This window comes from Nakamurella lactea DSM 19367 (assembly GCF_000426645.1).
GTDB lineage: Bacteria > Actinomycetota > Actinomycetes > Mycobacteriales > Nakamurellaceae > Nakamurella > Nakamurella lactea.
In genome coordinates, this window is sequence record NZ_KE384550.1 from 22,733 (window position 1) to 46,485 (window position 23,753).

General features: G+C 69.9%; 16 protein-coding genes and 1 riboswitch. Of the genes, 6 read left to right on the forward strand and 10 right to left on the reverse strand.

Translation table 11 applies throughout. From position 1 onward, the window contains the following. The first annotated feature begins 167 nt into the window (after window positions 1-167). Entirely contained in the window at window positions 168-542 is a 375-nt protein-coding gene (locus K340_RS0123780; protein ID WP_029138524.1) for a VOC family protein, read from the forward strand. A 136-nt stretch (window positions 543-678) separates the two neighbouring features. Here K340_RS0123780 and K340_RS0123785 read toward each other — a convergent pair whose 3' ends face one another. After that, entirely contained in the window at window positions 679-1,779 is a 1,101-nt protein-coding gene (locus K340_RS0123785) for an FAD-dependent oxidoreductase (RefSeq protein WP_029138525.1), read from the reverse strand. A 164-nt stretch (window positions 1,780-1,943) separates the two neighbouring features. Between K340_RS0123785 and K340_RS0123790 the strand changes: the two genes are divergently transcribed. Further along, the gene (locus K340_RS0123790) at window positions 1,944-3,644 is read left to right on the forward strand and encodes an FAD-binding dehydrogenase (RefSeq protein ID WP_029138526.1); all 1,701 of its coding nucleotides are present in this window, start codon (window positions 1,944-1,946) and stop codon (window positions 3,642-3,644) included. Between the two features lie 30 nt (window positions 3,645-3,674). Here the strand turns inward: K340_RS0123790 and K340_RS32880 are convergent, their stop codons facing one another. Next, window positions 3,675-7,691: a family 78 glycoside hydrolase catalytic domain gene (locus K340_RS32880; protein ID WP_211229623.1), complete on the reverse strand. Its 4,017-nt coding sequence runs from the start codon at window positions 7,689-7,691 to the stop codon at window positions 3,675-3,677. Between the two features lie 411 nt (window positions 7,692-8,102). Between K340_RS32880 and K340_RS0123800 the strand changes: the two genes are divergently transcribed. Further along, window positions 8,103-8,624, forward strand: coding sequence for a nuclear transport factor 2 family protein (locus tag K340_RS0123800; protein ID WP_029138528.1), 522 nt, complete (start codon window positions 8,103-8,105; stop codon window positions 8,622-8,624). Between the two features lie 4 nt (window positions 8,625-8,628). Here K340_RS0123800 and K340_RS32885 read toward each other — a convergent pair whose 3' ends face one another. Then, a complete protein-coding gene (locus K340_RS32885) occupies window positions 8,629-11,418 on the reverse strand; it encodes an AfsR/SARP family transcriptional regulator (RefSeq protein ID WP_051267470.1) in 2,790 nt (929 codons plus the stop codon). Between the two features lie 413 nt (window positions 11,419-11,831). Between K340_RS32885 and K340_RS34765 the strand changes: the two genes are divergently transcribed. Continuing rightward, on the forward strand, window positions 11,832-12,776 hold the full coding sequence (locus K340_RS34765) for an alpha/beta fold hydrolase (RefSeq protein ID WP_084614873.1): 945 nt from the start codon (window positions 11,832-11,834) through the stop codon (window positions 12,774-12,776). Window positions 12,777-12,864: 88 nt separating this feature from the next. On the opposite strand, the gene K340_RS0123815 is transcribed toward K340_RS34765, so the two are convergent. The 6 genes from K340_RS0123815 to K340_RS0123840 form a co-directional block, all read right to left on the reverse strand. Further along, complete coding sequence (locus tag K340_RS0123815; RefSeq protein ID WP_037366592.1) at window positions 12,865-13,524, reverse strand: VOC family protein; 660 nt, start codon at window positions 13,522-13,524, stop codon at window positions 12,865-12,867. Further along, entirely contained in the window at window positions 13,521-14,639 is a 1,119-nt protein-coding gene (locus K340_RS32895; protein ID WP_084614875.1) for a putative FMN-dependent luciferase-like monooxygenase, read from the reverse strand. The genes K340_RS0123815 and K340_RS32895 overlap by 4 nt, the downstream gene beginning before the upstream one ends. Window positions 14,640-14,947: 308 nt before the next feature. Then, entirely contained in the window at window positions 14,948-15,679 is a 732-nt protein-coding gene (locus K340_RS0123825) for an ABC transporter ATP-binding protein (protein WP_029138531.1), read from the reverse strand. Beyond that, complete coding sequence (locus K340_RS32900; protein WP_051267473.1) at window positions 15,676-16,584, reverse strand: ABC transporter ATP-binding protein; 909 nt, start codon at window positions 16,582-16,584, stop codon at window positions 15,676-15,678. The genes K340_RS0123825 and K340_RS32900 overlap by 4 nt, the downstream gene beginning before the upstream one ends. Then, window positions 16,581-18,515, reverse strand: a complete 1,935-nt coding sequence (locus K340_RS32905; RefSeq protein ID WP_084614877.1) for an ABC transporter permease — start codon at window positions 18,513-18,515, stop codon at window positions 16,581-16,583. The genes K340_RS32900 and K340_RS32905 overlap by 4 nt, the downstream gene beginning before the upstream one ends. Next, complete coding sequence (locus K340_RS0123840; protein ID WP_051267474.1) at window positions 18,515-19,660, reverse strand: ABC transporter substrate-binding protein; 1,146 nt, start codon at window positions 19,658-19,660, stop codon at window positions 18,515-18,517. The genes K340_RS32905 and K340_RS0123840 overlap by 1 nt, the downstream gene beginning before the upstream one ends. Window positions 19,661-19,898: 238 nt before the next feature. Continuing rightward, window positions 19,899-20,009, reverse strand: a riboswitch (SAM riboswitch). 156 nt (window positions 20,010-20,165) lie between these two features. Here K340_RS0123840 and K340_RS32910 point away from each other — a divergent pair. Then, complete coding sequence (locus tag K340_RS32910; RefSeq protein WP_051267476.1) at window positions 20,166-21,374, forward strand: sensor histidine kinase; 1,209 nt, start codon at window positions 20,166-20,168, stop codon at window positions 21,372-21,374. Continuing rightward, window positions 21,371-22,087 carry a response regulator gene (locus K340_RS0123850; RefSeq protein WP_029138533.1) on the forward strand — a complete coding sequence of 239 codons (717 nt, stop codon included), beginning with the start codon at window positions 21,371-21,373 and terminating at the stop codon, window positions 22,085-22,087. The genes K340_RS32910 and K340_RS0123850 overlap by 4 nt, the downstream gene beginning before the upstream one ends. Window positions 22,088-22,131: 44 nt before the next feature. Here K340_RS0123850 and K340_RS0123855 read toward each other — a convergent pair whose 3' ends face one another. Further along, on the reverse strand, window positions 22,132-23,541 hold the full coding sequence (locus K340_RS0123855) for a GH1 family beta-glucosidase (protein ID WP_029138534.1): 1,410 nt from the start codon (window positions 23,539-23,541) through the stop codon (window positions 22,132-22,134). Between the last annotated feature and the right edge of the window lie 212 nt (window positions 23,542-23,753).

Below are 23,753 nucleotides of genomic sequence, written 5' to 3' on the forward strand. Positions count from 1 at the left end.
CCCGTCAGCCCCGTTTGCGACGTCTCGGCGCACTTTCGCAGCGGAACCTACGCCCAGTCAGCCCCGTTTGCGAAGTCTCGGCGCACTTTCGCAGCCGAACCGTTGTCTCCCCACCGGAGTGGGTCCTGCGACCCGCCGTCGGCCGCCGAAGGTGGCAACATCGGGTGATGCTCGGTCGACTCCATCACATCGTGCTCGACTGCCCGGATCCACACGCCCTGGCCGGCTTCTACTCGGATCTGCTCGGGGATCCGATCACCTACGTCAGTGACGACTGGGTCGTCGTTTCGACCAGCTCGCAGGCATCCGGACTGGCCTTTCAGCTCGCCGCAGATCATCAACGTCCGACCTGGCCGAACGCCGCGGTTCCGCAACAGATCCACTTCGACATCATGGTCGAGGACGTCGCCGAGGCCACGCCGCGGGTGCTCGAGCTCGGAGCGACGAAGCTCGATGGCGAGGACGTATTTGCCGATCCCGCCGGTCACCCGTTCTGTCTGGTCAAGCGGCCGGGATGGGCCGACCCGTTACCTGCTCCGTAGGTCGCTGCGGGCGGGCGAGCGCGCCGGTCCGTCAGCCCCGTTTGCGACGTCTCGGCGCACTTCCGCGGCGCACGCTCTTACGCCCGTCAGCCCCGTTTGCGACGTCTCGGCGCACTTCCGCGGCGGAACCCGACCGCTACTCGACGACCGAGTGCCGACCGCGCGGGCGGCCTGGGCCATCGGCCAGGCCGAGCATGCCGCGGATCTCGCGGACGGCCACCCGGCCCGCCCGATTGGCGCCGATGGTCGAGGCGCTCGGCCCGTAGCCGACCAGGTGCACCCGCGGATCGACCACCGTCCGGGTGCCGTCCATCGCGATGCCGCCGCCGTGACCGCGCAGGTGCAGGGGCGACAGGTGCTCCAGGGCGGCGCGAAAACCTGTGCACCACAACAGGATGTCGGCGTCGTAGCGGGTGTCGGCCGAGCCCGGGTCAGCGGCCCAGAGCACGCCGGTCTCGTCGATCGAGCTGAACATCGGCAGCCGGTGCAGCACTCCGGATTCCCGGGCGGCCCGGATGGCCGGGGTCAGCGGCAGGCCGGTCACCGACACCACGGATCGCGGCGGCAGGCCGCGCCGCACCCGCTCCTCCACCATGGCCACCGCGGCCCGACCCAGCTCGGAGGTGAACTCGCGATCGACCCAGACCGGCTCGCGGCGGGTCACCCACAGGTGATCGGCGACCACCGGGGCGATCTCCTGCAGCAGTTGGACCGCGGAGATGCCGCCGCCGATCACCACCACCCGTTTGCCGGCGAACGCCTCCGGCCCTGGGTAGTCCCTGGTGTGCCACTGCCGGCCGCGAAAACGCTCGCGGCCCGGGTAGTGCGGCCAGAACGGCCGGCCCCAGGTCCCGGTGGCGTTGATCAGTGCCCGCATCCGGTACTCGGCCCCGTCCGCGGCGATCGCCCGCAGCCAATGTCCGTCGTCGACCACCGAATGGATCGTCACCGGCCGGTGCACCTGCAGGCCGAACTCGTCTTCGTAGTCGGCGAAGTAGGCCGGCAGGGCCAGCCGGGCCGGTGTCTGCGCGGCCAGCTCTGGCACCTGCGAGTCGGGTAGTTCGGTGATGCCGTTGACGGTGGCCATGGTGAGGGTGCGCCAGCGGTGCCGCCAGGCGCCGCCGGGTCCCTGCTCGGCGTCCAGCACGATCGAGTCGGTCCCGGTGCGCCGCAGGTGATAGGCGGCCGACAGTCCGGCCTGCCCTGCCCCGATCACCAGGACGTCCGCCTGATCCACCCTGCCAGGCTACGGAACGCGATCGGACCGCCGGCCGCCGCTCGCCACCGGTGGCCGACGGCTGTCTAATGGTCACCACCAGCGCAGGCGAACAGCAGGAGGCACCCAGTGGGCGAACCGGCAACACCCAGCATCCGGACGCCGAAGCGCCGGCAGGTGCGCGGATGAATACCGACCCCGCCATCTCGACCGACGTGCTGGTGATCGGCGCCGGGCTCTCCGGTCTGGTGGCCGCGGCAGAGGCCGCCGATGCCGGCAAATACGTGGCGGTCCTCGATCAGGAGCCGGGCGCCTCGCTCGGCGGTCAGGCCTACTGGTCGTTCGGCGGACTGTTCCTGGTCGACTCCCCCGAGCAGCGACGGATGGGCATCAGGGACTCAGCGGAGCTGGCGTTGTCCGACTGGCTCGGTTCGGCCGGCTTCGACCGACCCGAGGACTACTGGGGCGAGCAGTGGGCCAGGGCGTTCGTCGACTTCGCGGCCGGCGAGATGCGGTCATGGATCAAACACCAGGGCATCGGGCTGTTCCCGATCGTGCAGTGGGCCGAACGCGGTGGCTATCAGGCACAAGCGCACGCCGACGGCACCAGCCACGGCAACTCCGTTCCTCGCTTCCACGTCACCTGGGGCACCGGTCCCGGCGTCGTCACCCCGTTCGTCGCCCGGGTCAATACCCACGTCCAGGACGGACGGATCACCCTGCTGTTCCGGCATCGCGTCACCGCATTGTCCACCGACGCCGCGGGGGTGACGGGCGCGACCGGAGAAGTGCTGGAGCCCTCGGGCGCCGAACGCGGGGTGCCGAGCAGCCGCATCGCGGTCGGCGAATTCGCCGTCACTGCCGGCGCCACCATCGTGACCTCCGGCGGCATCGGCGCCAACCACGAACTGGTCAGGGCGCAATGGCCCGCCGGCTTCGGCGATCCGCCCAGGACGATGATCTCTGGCGTGCCGGACTCCACCGACGGGCTGATGCTCGGCATCGCCGCGGCGGCCGGGGGCCGGCTGATCAATTCCGACCGGATGTGGCACTACCCAGAGGGCATCGTCAACCACTCGCCGGTCTGGACCGGGCACGGCATCCGCATCCTGGCCGGCCCGTCGTCGCTCTGGCTGGACGCCACCGGCCGGCGGTTGCCGACGCCGTTGTTCCCGGGCTTCGATGCTCTCGGCACGCTCCGGCACATCACCTCGACCGGGCACGACCACAGCTGGTTCCTGTTGAACCGCAGCATCATCGGTCCGGAGTTCGCGCTGTCCGGATCGGAGCAGAACCCGGATCTGACGGAGAAGTCGGTCCTCCAGCTGGCCCGCTCCCGGCTCGGATCCGGTCCGACGCCGGCGGTGCAGGCGTTCCTGGACCGCGGGGTCGATTTCGTGCAGGCGGACACCGTGGCGGACCTGGTCGGGAAGATGAACGCGCTGACGGAACAGCCGTTGCTGGACGCCGCCGAGGTCGAAAAGACGGTCAGGGCCAGGGATCTGCAGGTCAGGTCCGGGCTGGGCAAGGACCCGCAGATCGCCGCGGTGGCCGCCGCCCGGCGATTCTTCGGCGACCGGCGGATGCGGCTGGCCGACGACTGCGAACTGCTGGATCCCCAACACGGCCCGTTGATTGCGGTGCGACTGCACATCCTGACCCGCAAGACGTTGGGCGGGCTGGAGACCGATCTGTCCTCTCGGGTACTGGGCGCGGACGGCGAACCGATCGGCGGACTGTTCGCCGCCGGGGAGGCGGCGGGCTTCGGCGGCGGCGGGGTGCACGGGTACCGCGCGCTGGAAGGAACGTTCCTCGGCGGCTGCCTGTTCTCCGGGCGGACCGCCGGCCGCGCCGCCGGCGGCCGGACTCCTGGCGGCGATCGCTGACCCGAACCACCAGGGTCAAACCACCGGGAGTCAACCCACCGGCACGGTCCACGCTTTCGACAGCGACGGGTCGTAGCCGCGCCCGGAACTGTTGTACTGGAACCGGATCCGGACCGTCCCGGACGCGGCTGCTCGGCTCGCCGGGACCAGCACCTGATGTACAAGGGTGCCGGGGTCGGTGCCGAACCTGGTGAGCACGAAGTGCTGCACGATGCTGCCGTCGACAATGACGTCGTAGTCCTTGGTCGCCGCCGAGCCGTCGCCGCTGAAGGTTTCCAGCACGGCGATGACGAAGGGCTTGTCCGGGGTCACCTTCATCGTGGTCTCGAACCACGAGCCGGGATAGCCGTTGTGCGAATACCTGCGCGGCACACCGGCTTCGGTGTTGGTGCCGGAGCTGGGCGAGCCGGTGACCTGGTGCGCGGTCTCCGAATCGGGGACGCCGAAGGACACCGTGTCCATGGCAGCGGCCGGCGGGGTGTCGATCGCTACCGCGCCCGTCGCATCGACCGCGGCGATCCGACCGCCGTCGGCGCCGGTCACCGTCGCGGTGAACGGCACGTCACCATCGGCGATCGTCACCGGAGCGGTGATGGTGAGCGGTACCGACACCGTGCCGCGGGCCGGGACGGTCACCTCGATCGGGGCCGCCGCGACCCAGCCGTCAGGCCCGCCCAGCCGTATCGTCACCGCGGCCGACCGACGTCCCGAGTTGGCCAGTGAGGCGGTCACCTCGACCGCGTCGCCAGGCTGAATGTCCTGCGGTGCAGAGAGTTCGGTCAGGGCCACCGGGGTGGCGACGACGAACCGGTAGCTGCCGGATCCGACCTGCACCGGAACCACGCCATCGGCCACCTGGCCGATCTTCAGGTCGGCGCGGCCGGTGATCCGGCGATGCCCTTCGGTGACCGCGGCAGCATCCGGCGCCGGGACCAGCACGGTAGTGGTGGTGTTCGCCGGCACCGTGACGGTCAGCTCGAGCGACCCCTTGCCGGTCTGCCAGCTGCTGCTGATGGTGCCGTACGGCGAATCATGGGCGACGCGGGCGGAGGTCAGCCCGCCACCCAGCTGCGGGGCGATGGTCGACGTCCGGTAGCCGGCGGAGGTCTGCCGGATACCCCCGATCGTCGCGTACATCCACTCGCCGACCGCGCCATATGCATAGTGGTTGAACGAGTTCATGCTGACATCGCCGAAGGTGCCGTCCGGTTTCAGCGAGTCCCAGCGCTCCCACATGGTGGTCGCGCCCTTGCTCACCTCGTACAGCCAGGACGGGTAGTCCTTGGTCATCATCAGCCGGTAGGCGACGTCCAGGTGTCCGGTGGCGGTGAGCGCCGGCAGCAGGAACGGGGTGCCGAGGAATCCGGTGGACAGGTGGTAGCCGCGGGCCGCGACTGCCGCCACCAGTTGGTTGCCGGCGGCCTGCTGCAGATCGGCCGGTACCAGGCCCATGCCGAGCGCGATCGCGTAGCCGGCCTGGCTGTTGCCGGCCACCGTGCCGTCCGGGCCGACGAAGGCGGCGGCGAACGCCGACCTGATCCTCGCCGCCAGCTGCTGGTACCTCGCCGCGTCGGCGGCATGCCCGGTGGCGGCGGCCATCTCCGCGAGTTGGCCGACACTGCGCGCGTAGAACGCACTGGCGATCACCCCGGCCGGTGTCGGGTCGTCCAGGTTGAGCCAGTCGCCGTACACCTGCTCGGTGCGCAGGTCGCCGCTGGAGGTGCGGGTCAGGAAATCGACGAAACGCGCCATGGCGGAGTAGTTCTCGTCGATCACACCGGTGTCGCCGAAGTGTTGCCACAGGGTGTACGGGACACCGACCATCGCGTCCGACCAGCCGGGACCACCGGCGCAACAATGCGTCGGGTCGGGCGCGACACCGGGGATCGAGCCGTCGGTGCGCTGGGCGTCGCGCAGGTCGGTGAGCCACTTGGACAGGAACGCGTAGGTGTCGGCGTTGAACGACGCGGTCGGCGAGAACATGTCGATGTCGCCGGTCCAGCCGAGCCGCTCGTCCCGGGCCGGGGTGTCGGTGGGCACGGACAGGAAGTTGTCCCGCTGCCCCCAGACGATGTTGCGCTGCAACTGGTTCAGCATCGGATCGGAGGTGTCGAACTCCGAGGTGAGCGGGGTGTCGGAGGTGACGACGATCCCGGTCAGCTGCTGCGCGGTGGGCGGCGTTGCCGCGCCGGTCACCTCGACGTAGCGGAAGCCGTGCGAGGTGAAGGTCGGCTGGTAGGTCGCACTGCCGGTCTTGCCGAACGTGTAGTAGTCGGTGACCTTGGCGCTCCGCAGATTCGCGGTGTACAGCGTGCCGTCCGGGTTGAGCATCTCGCCGTAGCGCAGCCGCACGGTTGATCCCGCGGTTCCGCTGAGCGTGACCTTGATCCGGCCGACCATGTTCTGGCCGACGTCGTAGATGGTGACGCCCGGCGTCGGGGTGCTGACCTTCTGGGTTGGCTGGGTGCCGGTGACCCTGGCCGGCTGATCGGTCTGTGGCTGCACGTTCGCCGCGGGCACGCCGTCGACCACCTCGACCGGCTGCCAACCGGTGCGCGCGATTCCGGGTGACGACCAGCCGGCGACCTGGTAGTTGGCGTCGTAGGTCTCGCCGTTGATCAGGTCGGCGACCCGGAACGGCCCGTCGTGCCAGCTCCAGTCCGATCCGCTGACCACCGTCTCGCTGCTGCCGTCGGTGTAGTCGATCACCAGCTTGCCGCGGAAAGCCGGCCAGTGGCCGTACTTGTCGGTGCCGAAGGAGGCGATCTGGCCCGCGTACCAACCCGGAGCCAGCTCGACGCCGATGGTGGCCGGACCGGCCGTCAGCAGCCGGGTGACGTCGTAGGTCTGGTACTGCACCCTGGTGTCGTAGTCGGTCCAGCCCGGGGCGAGCTCGTGATCGCCCACCCGGTGGCCGTTGATCTGCGCCTGGTACAGACCGAGCGCGGTGGCGTACAGCCGGGCGCCGGCCACCTTCTTCGTGACAGTGAAGTCCTTGCGCAGCAACGGGAGACCGGTCTTCGGGACCAGCAGGCCGATGGCCTCGTTCCCCTGATGGCCGAAGGCGATGGTCCCCGGCGCCGTCAGCACACCGACCCCGAACGGATTCTTGCCGTCGGCGAAGTCGCTGTGCAGCAGGGTGGTGTCGCCGGCGGTGACGGTCACCTCGTGCAGCTGCCCGCTCTCGTCCTCGCAGTCGCAGGTCCGGAAGCCGATGGTGCCGGCCGCGATCGGCGCCGGCACCGTGCGGGTGTCCACCACGGTGCCGTCGATGGTGGTCCTGACCGTGGCGCCGGAGATGCCGATGGACACGCTGTGCCGGGCGGCGAACCCGCCGGGCAGGTCGGCGGCCGGGATGGGTACCTCGGCGAGCAGCTGCCAGCCGCCGTTGACCCTGACGTGCGGCCGCAACCGCTCGATTCCGTCCTTGTTGGACAGCTGCCACATGTAGGTGTTGGCGGCGGATGCGTCCGAGTGCAGCAGGATGCCGAAACCGTTGCTGATGTCGCTGGTGACGAAGGTCGCCGTGTAGTCGGTCCAGTCGATACCGGGAATCTGCGCCTGCGGCGAGGCGACCCAGGAAGCGCCCCAATCGTCGCCGGCCGGCAGGGCCGTCTCCCACCAGGTGGCCGCGCTCCAGGGCGAGGTGGCACCTGAGGTGGCGGTGACCCGCACCCGCCAGTAGTACCGGGTCTGCGGCTGCAGCTCGGGCCCGGAGTAGCGCACCGCCACCGAATCGGCGGACGCCACTGCGCCGCTGTCCCAGACGTCCGGGGCGCCGCGATGCAGGGCCTGTTCGGAGGTGGCCACCTGGATCCGGTAGCTCTGCTGGATCGTTCCGCGTTTGTTGCTGTCCAACTGCCAGCCGAACGTCGGCGCTGCCGTCGTGGTGCCCAGCGGCCGGTCGAGGTGGTTGGTGCTCAGCGTCCCGACCTCGAGCGCACCGGAACCATGGCCGACCGACTGTGCGTTTGCCGACCACACCGGGTCGGTGGCGGCCGGTCCGGCGGCGGCCGGTCCGGCGGCGGTCAGGCCGAGCAGCAGCACGCCGGCCACTATCCCCAGGGCGCGAACGGTTCTGCTCGGTGTCGTCGTTCTCGAGGCAACCGACCGCCTCGAATGCGAGCCCGCAACACCGTTCGAATGTGGCACCATTGCCGACCTTTCACGGTCATCGATCCCCGGACCAGCTGAGACTTGCACCCTAAGTCATCACGGCCGGTCCGACGGAAAGTCCCGCCGAACGGTTGATCGCAGCGTCGGAAGGGTTACGGTCCAACGCTTTCGGAAGCGACTGGGGGTGAGTACGAAACAGGGCGGATTTCGAAAGTCTCCATTTGCTGCCGGTTCGTCACAGCCGGTGACGAACGGCCGCGGGGAGCGGTCAGGGACCGAACGGGGACCGGCCGGCGGCACCATCACCGGTGGCCACAGAACACCCACCACCGGGAGGATCCCATGCGTCACAAGAAGTTCGCCGCGCTCGCCGCGCTGGCCCTGATCGCCGGTTTCGGCACACCGGCCGCGGCATCGGCCGGGACATCGGCCGCCGCGGCCGCTCCTGCGGTCTCGAGCACGAACCCCGGGTCGCCCGAGCATCACCATCCGTCCGGCTGCGCCCGCCAGATGCATGCCGCAGTGGTCGAGGACAACGAGGCCTACAACGCGCGCGACGAGCAGCGTTACCAGGCGATCCTGAATCCGGACATGATCTTCGCCTACGACGGCAACTACACCTACGGTCGCGACGCCATCATGGCCGATGCCAGGGCGGGATTCGCGATTCCCGGCTGGGTCTGGACCTACGAGATCCTGTCCGAGACGATGCACGGTTGCGACTCCGGCATCGCCGTGCTGGAAACGCACAGCATCAACGCCGCGGCCGGCACCGATCTGCACTTCGCGGTGACCATGACGATGGTTCGCGAACACGGGAAGTGGACCGTCGCGATGGACGGCGTGCACAAGCTCTCGTCCTGATCGCTCAGGTCCGCACCAGCCCCGGCACCGGGCGACACAGATCGCAACACTCGGTGCCGGGGCTGTCCAGATGTGCCCGGGTCAGCGCACTGCGCGGCGCAGCCAGTTCGGTGAAGATCTCCAGCGCCTGCTGCCAGAACTGCGGATCGCCGGTGGCGTGCGCCAGCCCGTCAAGGGCGAGCGCCTCCTGCATCCGGAACCGCGCCGACCGGGCCAGTTCGAGCGCGAGCCGGAACGGCGCTTCGGCATCCACACCCAGTCGCAGCGATGTCTCGCCCAGCCCGAGCAAGATGCCGCGCTCGGCCGCCGGGCTGTCGATCTGCCTGGCCAGTGCCAGCGCCCGTCGATGGTGTTCCAGCGCCTGTGTCCGCAAGCCCAGTCGGCCCTCGACCAGGCCCAGATTGTTCCAGCCCAACGCGGTGATCCGCGGATAGTCGTGGTCGATGGACAGCGCCTCGCGCAGGTAGCCGGCGGCTTCCTCGTCGTGGAAGAGCTGGTGCGCCAGCATTCCCTGGCTGGTCAGGATCGCGGCCCGCAACTGGTGGTCGTCCGCGCTGTACGCCAGCGCCGAGCGGAAGTGGTCCAGACCCTCCGCCGGCCGGTCGGTCCACATTGCCAGGGCACCGAGGTTGAACTGGATCAGGGCGCGACCGCGGTCGGATCCGTTGCCGTGCAAGGCCGCTTCGTGCGTCGCGCGCCAATCCGCGAAGTGGCCGCCGTTCTCGAAGTACGCCCTCAGCGCGCAGGCGAGTTGCCAGTCGCCGCTGTCGGCGGCCACCGCCAGCAAGGTCGGGCGCTCGGTCGTCAGCCACCGGACGGCAGCATCCAGATCGGGCAGGTCCGGCAGGCTACGAGGCCGGTGTTCGACGACGGGTTCGAACCGGCGGGCTTCCCGGCCGATCAGGTCGCAGGCCACCGTCGCCGCCAGCAGGAAGTAGTCGTGCAGCCTCCGCTGCGGCAACCCGGCAGGTCCGGAACGGGCATCGGCATCGACATCCAGACCTGCGGCGGAACCGGCGAGTTCGCGGGCGTACTGACGGAGCAGGTCGTGAAAGGTGTAGCGACCGACCCTCTGCTGGGTCAGCAGGTGCACATCGAGGAGAGCCTCCAACTGCGCCTCCGCCTCGGCCGGCGACAGGTCTGCCAGCGCGGCCGCCGAATACACATCGAAGTCGGCTCCAGGATGCAGACCGAGCAGCCGGAACATCCGTTGCTGCCCGGGTTCCAGCAGCCGGTACGACAGGGTGAACGCACCGGCCAGGCCGCGACCGCCGGTCGTCAGCTGAGCCAAGCTGCCGGTCTGCGTCCGCAACCGGTCGGCCAACGAGCTGACGGTCCACAGCGGCCGGTCGGCCAGCCGGGACGCGGCGATCCGGATCGCCAGCGGCAGCCGGCCGCAGCTGCTCACCACGGCGGCCGCGGCCGCCGGTTCGGCCGCCGCCCGGCCATCGCCGGCCACCCGGTCGAACAGGGCGAGCGCCTCTGGCTCCGGGAGAACCTCCAGCGGTACCGCCGTCGCTCCGTCGAGCGCGCTGAGTCGGCGCCGGCTGGTGATCAGCACCGCGCAGCCTGCCGTCCCCGGCAACAACGGCCCGACCTGGGCCGCCGAGGCGGCGTCGTCCAGCACCACCAGCACCCGACGGCCGGCCAGTTCCGCCCGCCAGCGGGCCACTCGCCGGTCGACCCCGTCCGGGATGGTCTCGGGCGGGACGCCGATCATCCGCAGCAGCTGATCCAGAGCGGCCTCGACGGTCACCGGCGGACTACCGGGGGTGTGACCGTGCAGCGCACAGAACAGCTGCCCGTCCGGGAACCGGTCGGCGTTGGCGTGCGCGATGTGCACGGCCAGCGCGGTCTTGCCGACCCCGGCCATGCCCTCGATCGGGTGGATGCCCACTACCCCACTGTCCGTCGACAGCAGATCGAGATGGGCTGCACGGCCGATGAAATCCGGCAGGTCGTAGGGCAGGGTGCAGGGAGCGGAGACGGTCGGCCGCAACACTTCCGGGGCCGATCGCGGCACGGCATCCGGGTCCAGTGCCGGATCGGCCCGCAGGATCTGTTCGTGCAGCCTGGTCAATACCGGGCCGGGATCGAGGCCGAGTTCCTCGGCGAAGGTCGCCCTGGCAGCCGCGTAGGCCGCCAGCGCGTCCGCCCGCCGGCCGCTGCGGTAGAGCGCCGTCATCAGCAGGCCGTGCAGCGATTCGCGCAACGGGTGGTCGGCGATGTGCCTGGGTAGCTCGGCCAGCACCTGACGGAGCTCTCCGGCCGCCATGCGCAGATCGAGCAACGTCTCGGTGGCGGCGATCCTGCGTTCGTCCCAGGCGGCGGCGCCCGCCCTGATCGCCCGGCCGTCGAGGCCGTCCAGCGCGGGCCCGCGCCAGAACGCGAGCGCCGCCGTCAGCCCCGCGACACTCGGCGTCGCGACCAACTCCCGGAACGCGATGGCGTCGAGGGTCGGCCGTGTTCCGTCGTTGTCGGTGTCGTCACCGTCATCACGTTCGTCATCGTCGTCGAATCGCCCGCCCGCTCCGAGCCGGATCCGGTAGCCGGGACCGTCGGTCCCGATCACGGCGGGCAGCCGGCGACGGAGCGCGCCGATCAACTTGTGCACCTGATGCCGCGCCGACGCCGGCGGGTCGTCCCACAACTGGTCGATCAGCGCGTCCATCGACACCACGGCGCCCTCGGCCAGCAACAGGGCTGCCAGCAGTCGTTCCGCCTGCGGCCCGCCGAGTTCGACCCGCCGATGGTCGACCACCACCTGCAGCGGGCCCAGGATGCGAAACTCCACCGGACGAACCTATGTCGGAGCGCGCCCCGACGACACCGCCAGGTCGACCGGAGATGGCCGATCGGCGGATCGAACCCACCCGACGGCAAAAGTTCACCCGTCTCAGTGTGCGATTCATGCTTCTGCCCGACCAGGCGCGACAGATGGCGGAAGCACCCCACCGATGCGTGACGAAGCCGGCCGCATGGCCCGCACCGTCACCTGACCGAGCACCGGAGATGGCGCGAATCGTCACTACGAACTCCTCCGCCGGGGCACCAGGCCCAGCGCCAGGTCACAGATCGGTAAACCACCGTGATCCCGATCGGCCCATTCGCTCTATACCTACAGGGACTCGATGATTCCGGCGTGTCGGGCGCTGGACGTCTCCGGACGCGGTTTCGACCCCATCGAGACGAGGCAACGAGGGTGACATGTCGCTAGCAGTGGATGCCTCCAGGGGCACGGGGTTCCAGGATGACGACGAGCCGTTCATCCCTGGCCCGGAGATCGCCAGCTACGCCGGGATCCGGCTGCCCGATGGCCGGACGTTGGCCTGGCGGGAGTACGGCAACCCACGCGGAGTTCCCTGCCTGTTGATCCCGGACGCCCGCTCGTCCCGGCTGGCACCGACCTGGATGCTGCACGACACCGCGCTCCCCGACGGCATCCGGTTGATCGCCGTCGACCGACCCGGTACCGGCTACTCCGACCCCATCGGCTTCGGCGGCATCGAGGACCTCGCGGACGACCTCGCCCGGGTGGTCGAGACCCTGGCGGTCGGCAGCGTGGTGATGATCGGCGTCGGTTACGGCGCTGACGCGGCCCTGACCTTCGCCGACCGCCGCCCCGGGATGGTCGCGGCCGCCATGGCGATCTCGGTGCGTACCGCGGTGGACGCGCCGGAGACCCGCGGCCTGCTTAACCCGTTCTCCCGGCGACACATCGCCCCGTGGACCGGGCCGCTGGATGCCTGGGCCCGGGCCGCCGGCCGCGGCGACCTGCACGAGTCCCGGGTGTGGGAGCGGGCCACCCAACGGATGGAACCTTTGGCCGCCAGGGTGATCGGCGACCGGTGGCGGCACTCGGACTTCCGGTCCGCGGTGGCCGCCGACCTCGCCCAGACCCCTGCGCACTGGGTGCACACCGAGACCTACTCCGAACCGGAGTGGGTACACAACTGGTCCAGCCGGACCCCGGTGCACTGCTGGCACGGTCGGGAGGAGTCCGCCACCCATGTCTCGTCGGTCCGGGCGATCGCCGAGAACCGGCCGAACTGGCGGGTGACCCCGGTGCCCGGCGCCGGCGCGCTACTGGGCGCCTGGCCGGAGATCCTGCGCGACGCGCGCACGAGTTATCTGCGGACCCTGGTGCGCTGACTCAGATCCTGAGAACCCGTCTCCAGACGGCGTGAATCGGTCCGAAAGACGCCGAAACCGTCATCTGGGGACGGGTTTTCAGGCGTCGTCAGCCGAGCCGCACCCGACCGTTCGGTGTTTCGAGCACCGCAGTCAGCCTCGGATCACCCGACGCGACAGGGAGCCGAACCCCGAGGGCGTCGAGCACGGCGCCGACCGCCCCCGGGTCGGGGTGGGTGGCACGCAGGCCGAGCAGCGTCAGTCCCGATTCGGCAGCCGGGTGCGGGGTCTCGCCCCAGTCGATGAGGAACGGGGTGATGCCACCCAGCGGTGCCGGGTCGGCCGCCGCGATCCGCCACTGCAGCAGCGCGCCGTCCGGGGTACGTCTGCTCATCGAGCCGACCTCGCCGAGGTCGGCGCCCGCCGCCGCCGACGCCGCAGCCGCCCGGTCGATGTCGGCGGGGTGGACGGCCCAGCCGGTCAGCTTCGGCGCGGTGAGCGCATCGATGCCGAAGGGCACCGACCGGCCCTCGTCCGCCGGGTTCTCCGGATCCGGACCGATGATCTCCAGGTAACTGGTGGCGCCGAAGCCGACCAGGTAGTTCCGGCTGCCGCGGCCGAGATGCCGGCCGCCCGGAACCGGTGGCACACCGGTGATCTCGGTGAACTCGGCAACGGTGCGTTCCAGGTCGACGGTGGCGTAAACCAGGTGATCCAGGCTCGGTTCGATCGGCGAGGCTTCGGCGTCGGGGCTGACGGCGATGCTCATCGGCTGCTCGCCCCGGAAGCCGCCCTCACCGCTGCGGCGGCCGCAGCCTCGCCGGCCGCAGCCTCGCCCGCCGCGTCGCCGGCGCCGCCGGGTCGCCAACCGAGCGCCGGCGCCACCTCGGTGGCCAACAGCTCCAATGACTCGAGCACAGTGTCCGGGTCGGGATCGGCTGGGTGGACCTGGAACATCAGGTCGGATGCACCGGTCACCACCGGGTCGGCCGACAGCGCCTCGATCACCTGTTCCGGAGTGCCGACGATCAGATCGTTCGCCGCCAGCAGCGCGTCGGCGTCCTCGACGGATCCGTTGTCCGGCACCGGTATCGACTGGCCCTTTGCCGCCAGATAGCTGGCATGCCGGCGCACACCGACGCGGGCCAGCTCGAGCACCCGCTCGGCATTCCGGCCGACCAGCACCGATCGGGAAGCGCCGATCCGGGGTTCGGCGCCGGCCGGCAGCGCGGCCAGGTAGGCATCGACGATCGGCTGCTGGAGTTGTGTCAGGGTGGCGTGCGGGGCGTCCTCGGTGCGCGGTTGGGTTCGGGACAGCAGCAGGCCGGAGCCGAACACCCCGGCCCTGGTGCCGCCGGAGGCGGAGAAGGTGGCCTGCCAGATATGTTGGCGGACCGCCGATCCGGTGGGGTGCAGCACCGCACCGGTGCCGCGGATCGGCCGACCGGCCAGCACGTCGAGCAGCTCCTGCAGTCCGGTCGCGTAGAGCGAGCTGCGGGCCGCGGAGTCCTTGCCGAAGGCGGTGAACGACGACGGGCTGCCGCCGGACCCAAGGCCGAGCTCGATCCGGCCACCGGACAACAGGTCGGCCACCACCGCATCCTCGGCCACCCGGACCGGATCCTCCAGCGGCAGCGTGATGATGCCGGTGCCCAACCGGATTCGTCGGGTGCCGGCGGCGACCGCGGCCAGGAAGACGAACGGCGAGGGCAGCCCACCCTCGTCCGGGTCGAAGTGGTGCTGCGCCACCCAACCCACGTCATAGCCGAGTCGTTCGGCCGCCGCGAACTGCTCGAGGGCAGTGCGGTAGACAACGCCCGCGTCGCGGTCGAAGTCCGGTGCTGCCGGCAGCAGTCGGGTGAAGAATCCGAGTCGCTTGGTCATCTGAAGTCCGTCTCCTGTGTTGTTGTGGTTCGCCGGCCGCGCTGTGTTGTCTTGGTTCGCCGGCCGCGCTCGACTGCGGTCACAAAACCAGCTCCTTCGTCGCCGGTCTTGTGTCCTCGCTGTGTTGTTGTGGTTCGCCGGCCGCGCTCGACTGCGGTCACAAAACCAGCTCCTTCGTCGCCGGTCTTGTGTCCTCGCTTCGCTGTGCCGGCTCACGGGTGGCGTAGCGGGGTTGTCCCGCCCTACGCGTAGCGGGGTTGTCCCGCCGTCCCTGCGGGCGGGACAACCCCGCTACGCCTTCAGTTGCATCAACCCGCCCGTCCTAGGTAAGCCTCTTGGACTGCCGGGTTGGCCAGTAGCTCGGCGGCGTCGCCGGAGAGCACCAGTCGGCCGGTGGCCAGGACGTAGCCGCGGTGGGCGATGGACAGGGCCAGTTCGGCCTGCTGTTCCACCATCAGCACCGCGATGCCGAACTCGGCGTTCAGCCGGGCGATCTCGTCCAGCACCTTGTCGACGAACAGCGGGGACAGTCCCATCGTCGGCTCGTCCATGCAGATCAGTCGCGGCTTGCTCATCAGCGCCCGGGCGAAGGCCAGCATCTGCTGCTCGCCGCCGGACAACGTGCCGGCGTCCTGCCGCCGGCGCTGGGCCAAACGCGGGAAGTGGGTGTACATCCGCTCGACGTCGCCGGCGATCTGCTGACGGTCCCGGCGGGTGTACGCGCCGGTCAGCAGGTTCTCGGCGACCGTCATCTGGGGGAAAACCCGCCGCGCCTCGGGCACGGAGGCGATGCCGGCGGCGATCCGCTTCGGCGTCGACAGCCGGGTGATGTCGGCCCCGTCCAGGGCGACGGTGCCCGCCTTCGGAGTGACCAGCCCGAGGATGGTCTTCATCGTCGTCGACTTGCCGGAGGCGTTACCGCCGAGCAGCGAGACGATCTCCCCCGGGCGGATCGTCAGCGAGACGTCCTGCAACGCCAGCGCGGCGCCGTAGCGCACCTCGATGCCGGACAGTTCGAGCAACGGCGCGGTGTTCGTCATACCGTCTCCCCCACCCTGGACTCCGTCTCCTCCAACCGATCCGACTGATCCGATCGATCCGCTCGGGCCGGCCGCTCGCGGCGCCGGCCCAGATAGGCCTCGATCACCGCCGGGTCGCGGCGCACGGTGGCCGGGTCGCCGTCGGCGATCACCGCGCCGTCGTCCATCACCAGCACCCGGTCGGACAGCGCCATCACCAGGTCCAGCTTGTGTTCAACCAGCAGCATCGTCTGCCCGGCGGCCTTCAGCGCGGCCAATTGTCGTTGCACCTCGGCCGTCTCGGTCTGGTTCATTCCGGCGGTGGGCTCGTCCAACAGCAACAGCAGCGGCTGCGGGGCCAGGGCCCTGGCGATCTCGGTCCGGCGCCGGTTGGCGTACGAGAGGGTGTAGGCGGGATCCGACTTCCGCGGGCCGAGCCGGGCGGAGAACCGCTCGATCTGCTGGTCGACGTCGGCCCGCAGCCGCCGCTGCTCGCTCCGGGCCGCCCGGGTCGGCAGCAGCGCCACCGCGAGCTCGGCGAGCAGCGAGATCCACCGCAGCACCGGCACATTCGCCAGCCCGCGCAGTGGCCGCAGCGCGGTGAGCGTGCTGTGCGCACCGACCTCGACGTTCTCCGCGACGGTGAGCGTGCCGAACACCCGGCCGTTCTGGAACGTCCTGGCCAACCCCGCCTCGGCGATCTGTTCGACCGTGGCATTCTCGATCCGGCGGCCGGCCAGGGCGATGCTGCCCGAGTCCGGCGAGAGCACGCCGGAGACCAGGTTGAGTGTGCTGGTCTTGCCGGACCCGTTCGGGCCGATGATCGAGACCACCTCGCCGGGCTGGATGTCGAACGTCACTCCGTCGACGGCGGTCACCGCGCCGAACGAGCGGCGCAGCTCGCGGACCTGCAGAACTGACGTCATGAGCTGGCTCCTACCGGTCGGTCATCCTGAAGAGTCGTCGCCAGTCGACTGGAATCGCCCTCCGACGGCGGTTCTTGCCCATCTGGCGACAGGTTCTCAGGATCGGTTCGCTTCGCCGCCGAGCGCACCCACAGGCCCTGCGGCCGGAATCGCAGGATCAGCAGCAGCAGGACGCCGTAGGCGATGATCCGCACGTCCGGGGTGATCCGGAGCAGTTCCGGCAGACCCACCAGGACGATCGAGCCGAGCACCGCACCGACCGGCGAACTCATCCCGCCGAGCACGATGATGGTCAACGCCAGCAACGACATCGGCAGATTGAAGACCGTCGGATCGATATAGGTGTACTGCTGGGCCAGCAGCGCCCCGGCGATACCGGCGAAGAACGCCGAGACCGAGAAGGCGAGCGCCTTGTAGTCGCGGGCGCGCACTCCCGCAGACCTGGCGGCAATCTCGTCGGAGCCGACCGCCGAGAGCACGGTACCCAAGTGCGAGGAGCGGATCCGGGAGATCACCGCGATGGTTATCAACAGCACCACCAGGGCGAGCAGGTACAGCCCGACCGCATCGTCGATCTGGAAGCCGAACAGCGACGGCGCGGGAATCCCGGAGATGCCATAGGCCCCGCGGGTCAACGAGTCCCAGTTCCGGATGACGGCGACACAGACGGTTCCGATGCCGAGGGTCGCGATCGCCACGTAGTGCCCGCGCAACCGCCAGGCCGGAGCGGTCAGCACGGTGGCCACCACGGCGCTGACCACCCCGGCCAGCAACAGCGCCGGCCAGAACGACCAGCCGTTGATGGCGGTGAGGATGGCCGCCGTGTACGCACCGACCGCGATCGGGCCGGCCTGCCCGAGGGTGATCTGCCCGGCGCTGCCGGAGATCAGCGTCATCGACACGGCGACGATCGCGTAGATCGCCACCTGGCTGCCGACGGTCAGCGTGTAGTTGTCGGCCAGCAACGGGATCACCACCGCCGCAACGGCTACCGCCAGCCAGACCTGCCACCGTTTGAGCCGGATGGCCCGGCCGACCGCGTTGAAGGTGCCGGTCAGCGGCTCCGTGGTGATGGTCGGGGACCGGCCGAGCAGGCCACCTGGCCGGAGCACCAGCACGATGATCAGCACGCCGAAGGTGATCAGGTCGCGGACGCCGTCACCCCAGAACGAAATGCCGAACGCCTCCGCGATACCGAGCACGAATCCGCCGAGTACCGCGCCGACCATCGAGCCGAGGCCGCCGAGAGTTGCTGCTACGAAGGCGGTCAGGCCGGCCGCGGCGCCCGAGCTGGGCGAGATGTTCGAGGTGTACATGCCGACGAAGACACCGGCCAGCCCGCCGAGCGCGGAGGCGATCACGAACGCCAGGTTCTGGATCCGCGGCACCGGAATCCCCATCTGCAGAGCTGCCTCCGGATCCTGGGCGGTGGCCCTGATCGCCTGCCCGGCCCGGCCGAACTTCAGGAAGGCCGCCAGGGCGCCCATCACCGCGATGGTGACGCCGAACATCACCAGATCCGAGGTGCCGAACCGGACGCCGCCGAGCTGCAGGTTGTTGGTCGGCAGCGCCGGCGGGAAGGCCCTGACCCTGGCACCGAACACCAACTGCGCCACGTTGTCCAGGATCAGCGCAGCCGCGACGGTCGCGAGCAGTGCGGCGATCGGTGGCGCCTTCGACAAAGGTCGGACTGCCACTACGTTCAGCACCAGACCGATCACCCCGGTCACCACCAGCACTCCGACGATGGCCAACCACAACGGCCAGCCACGCTCGGCGATCAGCCACCAGCCGGTCATCGAGCCGATGGCGAAGACCGAGCCGTGGGCGAAGTTCGCGACGTGGGTAACGCCGAAGATCAGCGAGATGCCGACCGCCACCAGGGCATAGGCATTGCCGTGGATCAGTCCGGCGACCAGGGTGTCGAACATCAGCCCGCGGCGGATTCGCCGTCGGCGATGGTGAACTTGCCGTTGGTCAGCACCAGCTCCTTGACCTCCGGGTTCTCCGGTCGCCGCTGGTCGTCGAACTTCAGGGTGCCGAACTGCACCGACGGGAACTCGGCGGTCTCCTGCAGGCCCTTCTGCACGCCGTCCCTGGTGGCGCCGCCCTTCTGGACCGCGGTCGCCAGGGTGATCAGCGCGTCGTAGGCGTACAGGTTGAAGTCGCCCGGTTCTTCGTTGTACTTGGCCTTGAACGCCTTCACGAATTCCTGTACCGCCGGCCGTGGGTCGTCGACGGAGAACGCACCGGTGATGATGTCACCCTCACCCGCAGCACCCGCCAGGTCGACGAACTCCGGCGTGTTCTGCCCGCCGTAGAACTGTCCTTCGTAGCCGACGTCCCGCAGTTGTTTGACGATGGCGGCGCCGTCCGGCCCGTATCCCAGGTGCACCACCGCATCCGGCTTGGCATCACGGGCCTTGATCAGCAACGGCCGGAAGTCCGTGGAGTCCGGCAGGAACTGCGCCGAGTAATCGATGGTCAGCCCCAGGTTCTTCGCCTCGTCGGAGAAGATGTCGAAAGCTGCCTTGCCCCAGTCGGTCTGCTGATAGAGCACGGCGATGTTCTTCGCCTTCTGCGCCACGAACCCGGCGTTGGCCCGCTGCAAGGTGTCCTGGGTGAGCGAGGTCGACCACATGTGATCGCCCCCCTTGGTGAAGTCCGGGTGCGAGTTGGTGAAGCCGAACTGCACCAGGCCGGCTCGCTGATACACCGGCGAGGCTGCCATCGAGGCCGGTGACGAGAAGTCGCCCAGCTCGGCGATCACCGAGTCGTCGTCGGCGAACTTCTGGGCGATCGGCACGGTCTGCTTCGGGTCGGATTGCGAGTCCTCCCACTTGAGCACGACCTGCTTGCCAGCGACTCCGTCACCGGCGTTCAGCTTGTCAAGGGCGAGGTCGAAGCCCTGCTTCCAGAGCCGGCCGTACTCGGCGTTCGGGCCGGTGACCGGCCCGGATACGCCGAAGGTAATGGTGTCGCCGGCGGCGCCGGCGGAGTCGGACTTGCTGCAGGCCGAGGCGACCAGCGCGGTGGCGACGGCGAGAACGACGGGGATGGCGCGGCGATAACGCATGCGAAGGGTCTCCTGCGATGTGGTCCGACGAAGGGTCGGCAGCTGTCGGTGGTGGTCCGGAACGGTCCGGGATGGGCCGCCGGACGCCAGGTCCGGCGAGGCGAGAGCGCCGCTCAGGCGGCGGTCACGTCGTTCAGCGACAGCGGGTGGAGGTGCAGCCGCGCATCAGGTCGATGTGACGCCGGCTGGACAAGGGAGTGCGCGGCCGAGTGATGCTGGCTGCCATTGTTGCTCCTACGGTTCGGTTTGCGGGCGCCCATGCGTCCCGCCCGGTCGTCACCCGGAGCACCCCACCGCCGTGGAGGGTTGCCGTCCAGCAAGCCGGGGCTCGATGCTGGAACTCGTGACCGATGCCGCCGAGCGTAGGTGATGGCGCCGCGGCCGGTCAACCGACAAGATGTGCACATCACATTGGTGGACATCGGCTGGCACGCGGAATCGCTCTCGGCCAAGATCCGACCACGGTCTGATTCGCGAAGCCCTCGGAGCGCCTAGCGTGGGGCACATGGAGTCCGGACAGTTCTGGCGGGAGAACCGCTGGGCGCGCGATGCGCTGGTACCCACTGCCCTCATCATGCTGTCCCTGGTCAGCGGTCGCTACGGCGGATTCACCATCCTGTCGATCGCGCTGGTGGTTCCCCTGTACTGGCGCCGCTCGGAACCGGAGATCGTCTTCGGGATCACCGTTCTGCTGGCCCTTCTGCAACTGGTGGTCAACCGGGACCCGGTGGTCGGGGATCTGGCGATCCCGCTGGTGGTCCATTCGACCGCCGCGTACGCCAGGGACCGGGCCTGGGGGTGGGCGGCGCTGGGCGCCGGGCTGCTCGGGTCGGTGCTCGGGCCGGTGTTCTGGTTCGGCGGGCGCGGGTACTACGGGATGGATGGCTACTCGCAGATCGCCGTGATCATCGCGGTGGCGATGGCCACCGTGGTGATCAGCTTCCTGATCGGGCGCCGGGAGGTCTCGCACGACCGCGAGACCAAGGTGGCCAGCGCCGAGCGGGACAGGTTGCTGGCCGTCGAACGGGACCAGCGGGCGGAGATGGCCGCCGCCGCCGAACGCACCCGGATCGCCAGGGAGCTGCACGACATCGTGGCGCACTCACTATCGGTGGTGGTGGTCCAGGCCGACGGCGGCTACGCGGCGGCGAAGGCCAAACCCGAAGTGGCCCAGCAGGTACTGGGCACGATCGCCGAAACAGCCAGGGCCGCGCTGGCCGACATGCGCCGGCTGGTCGGGGTACTGCGGGCCGGCGCCGGCCCCGAGTCCGACCATCCGGACTACGCGCCGGCCCCCACCGCCGCCGACGTGCCGGAGCTGGTCGACCAGCTGCGCCGGGCCGGCCTGCCGGCGGAGCTGATGGTGGTCGGCACCGAACGCGAGCTGCCGCCCGGGGTGGGGCTGACCGTCTACCGGGTGGTGCAGGAGTCGTTGACCAATGTGATCAAGCACGCCGGACCCGGCGCCAAGGCGGAGGTCGCGTTGGTCTACGGCGACAACGAGATCCAGCTGACGGTGCTGGACGACGGCCGCGGTGCCGCCGCCTTCGGTGACGGGCTCGGCAACGGGCTGACCGGAATGCGGGAACGGGTCGGGCTGCTCGGCGGCACCGTGGCCGCCCACCCGCGGCCCGGAGGTGGTTTCCTGGTGACTGCCTCCCTACCGACCGCCGAGCCAGGGCACCGCCCAGGAAAGGGCCCCGACCGCCGATGAACCAGACCCAGCCGGGCACACCCCCGATCCGGGTGTTCCTGGTCGACGACCAGATGTTGGTCCGCACCGGCTTCCGGATGCTCATCGAGGCGCAGCCGGACATGACGGTGTCCGGGGAGGCGCCGGACGGCGCCCAGGCGGTGGCGGCACTCACCCCTGGCCGGCCGACGGCCGACACCGACGTGGTGCTGATGGACATCCGGATGCCGGTGTTGGACGGCGTAGAGGCCACCCGACGGATCATCGCGGCCAGCACCGGCACTCAGGACGACGGCCTGCCGGCCGGTCCGAAGGTATTGGTACTGACCACCTTCGACATCGACGAGTACGTCTTCTCGGCGTTGCGGGCCGGCGCCAGCGGATTCCTGCTGAAAGATGCCCGGCCTGAGGAGCTGCTCGGCGCGATCCGGGCGGTGGCGGCCGGCGACGCCGTGGTGGCGCCGAGCGCCACCCGCCGGCTGATCGCCACCGTCGTGCACGCACTGCCCGGCGCACAGCGGTCGGCCGATCGCCTCGATGTGCTCACCGCCAGGGAACTGGAGGTGCTGCGGGAGATCGCCGGCGGGGCCAGCAACTCCGAGATCGCCGAGACGCTGTTCATGGCCGAGGCAACCGTCAAGACGCACATCGGACACCTGCTGGCGAAGCTGCAGATCCGCGACCGGGTCGGCCTGGTGGTGCTGGCCTACGAGACCGGCCTGGTCACTGCCTGACCTCGGCCCAGAACGGCCCCGGGACCCGCGAACCCTGGGGGAGGTCAGTCGAGGGCGGGCAGCTGCCTGGTCCGGATCAGCTCGGCGTACCACTTCGAGGAATCCTTCGGAATGCGTTGCAGCGTCCGGTAATCGACGTAGGTGATGCCGAACCGCTTGGAATAGCCGTACGACCACTCGAAGTTGTCCAGCAGCGACCAGACGAAGTACCCGGTGACGTTCGCCCCGGCGTCGCGGGCATCCAGCACCGCCTCCAGGTGCCGGTGCAGGTAACTCACCCGGTCGGCATCGTGCACGCCGCCGTCGTCGTCGACCACGTCGTCGAACGCTGCACCGTTCTCGGTGATCATCAGCGGCAGATCCGGGTACCGCCGGGCCAGGCCGGTGAGCAGGTTCGTCAGCCCCTGCGGGTCGATGTTCCAGCCCATCGCGGTGTAAGGGCCTGGCTGCTGCAGGAAGTTCACCGTCTCGGCACCCACCCACGGCGAGGCCTCGGCGACCCCGTGCCCGTCGGCCCGGACCGCCGGCGCGTCCGCTGCCCGCCTGGCCACCAGCATGGTCGAGTAGAAATTCACCCCGAGCACCGACAGCGGAACCTGTGCGGTCGCGGTGTCGCCGTCCTGCACGAACCCCCAGTCGGTGACGGCGGCGGTGTCGGCGATCAGGTCGTCCGGGTAGCGACCCTCGAGCATCGGCCCGAGGAACACCCGGTTACCCACCGCGTCGATCTGCCGCACCGCATCCAGATCGTCTGCGCTGTCGGGGTTCTCGGGCCGGGCGACGTGCAGGTTCAAGGTCACCGAAAGCTCGGCACGCTCGCCGAGCACCGACCGCACGGCGCGGCCGGCCAGGCCGTGCGCGAGGTTCAGGTGGTGGGCGGCGGCCAGCGCCGCCGCCGGATCGGTGATACCGGGCGCGTGCACGCCGCTGGCGTAACCCAGGTAGGCGGCGCACCACGGCTCGTTCAGCGTGGTCCAGACGCTGATCCGATCACCCAGCGCCTCGGCCATGATCCCGGCGTAGTCGCCGAACCGCAGCGCGGTCTCCCGGGCCGGCCAGCCGCCGGCATCCTGCAACGGCTGCGGCAGATCCCAGTGGTACAGGGTGGCGACCGGCGCGATGCCGGCAGCGAGCAACTCATCGGTCAGCCGCGAGTAGAAATCGAGACCGGGCTGGTTCACCGGGCCGCTCCCGGCGGGCTGGATCCGCGGCCAGGCGATGGAGAACCGGTACGACTGCAGGCCGAGGTCGCGCATCAGTGCAATGTCCTCGGACACCCGGTGGTAGTGATCGTCGGCCACGTCACCGGTGTCGCCGCCGAGCACCTTGCCGGGGGTGTGGCTGAACGTGTCCCAGATCGACGGCCCGCGACCGTCCTCGGCGACTGCGCCCTCGATCTGGTAGCTGGCGGTCGCCGAACCCCAGCGGAAGTCTGCAGGAAATGTCCGTGTCATCTCCTCAGCTTTGCAGGTCACGCCGCGGATGCCCAGTTCGGGAGCGCGGCGGCGCCACCGACGGGCTACGACCACGGTCGCAGGCCCGCCGACAGCCGTGCGACGGACGGCGCAGACGGCCGGCCGACAACACCAGCCCGCGCTCCGATCCGGCGCCGACCCACAGTTCCTAGCGTTGTCGACGAACCGCTTCACCGGCCACCGGAAGGACC

Coding starts and splice junctions, on each gene's coding strand:
- K340_RS0123780 (WP_029138524.1), top strand. CDS start 168: ATGCTCGGTCGACTCCATCACATCGTGCTCGACTGCCCGGATCCACAC.
- K340_RS0123790 (WP_029138526.1), top strand. CDS start 1,944: ATGAATACCGACCCCGCCATCTCGACCGACGTGCTGGTGATCGGCGCC.
- K340_RS0123800 (WP_029138528.1), top strand. CDS start 8,103: ATGCGTCACAAGAAGTTCGCCGCGCTCGCCGCGCTGGCCCTGATCGCC.
- K340_RS34765 (WP_084614873.1), top strand. CDS start 11,832: ATGTCGCTAGCAGTGGATGCCTCCAGGGGCACGGGGTTCCAGGATGAC.
- K340_RS0123815 (WP_037366592.1), bottom strand. CDS start 13,524: ATGAGCATCGCCGTCAGCCCCGACGCCGAAGCCTCGCCGATCGAACCG.
- K340_RS32895 (WP_084614875.1), bottom strand. CDS start 14,639: ATGACCAAGCGACTCGGATTCTTCACCCGACTGCTGCCGGCAGCACCG.
- K340_RS0123825 (WP_029138531.1), bottom strand. CDS start 15,679: ATGACGAACACCGCGCCGTTGCTCGAACTGTCCGGCATCGAGGTGCGC.
- K340_RS32900 (WP_051267473.1), bottom strand. CDS start 16,584: ATGACGTCAGTTCTGCAGGTCCGCGAGCTGCGCCGCTCGTTCGGCGCG.
- K340_RS32905 (WP_084614877.1), bottom strand. CDS start 18,515: ATGTTCGACACCCTGGTCGCCGGACTGATCCACGGCAATGCCTATGCC.
- K340_RS0123840 (WP_051267474.1), bottom strand. CDS start 19,660: ATGCGTTATCGCCGCGCCATCCCCGTCGTTCTCGCCGTCGCCACCGCG.
- K340_RS32910 (WP_051267476.1), top strand. CDS start 20,166: ATGGAGTCCGGACAGTTCTGGCGGGAGAACCGCTGGGCGCGCGATGCG.
- K340_RS0123850 (WP_029138533.1), top strand. CDS start 21,371: ATGAACCAGACCCAGCCGGGCACACCCCCGATCCGGGTGTTCCTGGTC.
- K340_RS0123855 (WP_029138534.1), bottom strand. CDS start 23,541: ATGACACGGACATTTCCTGCAGACTTCCGCTGGGGTTCGGCGACCGCC.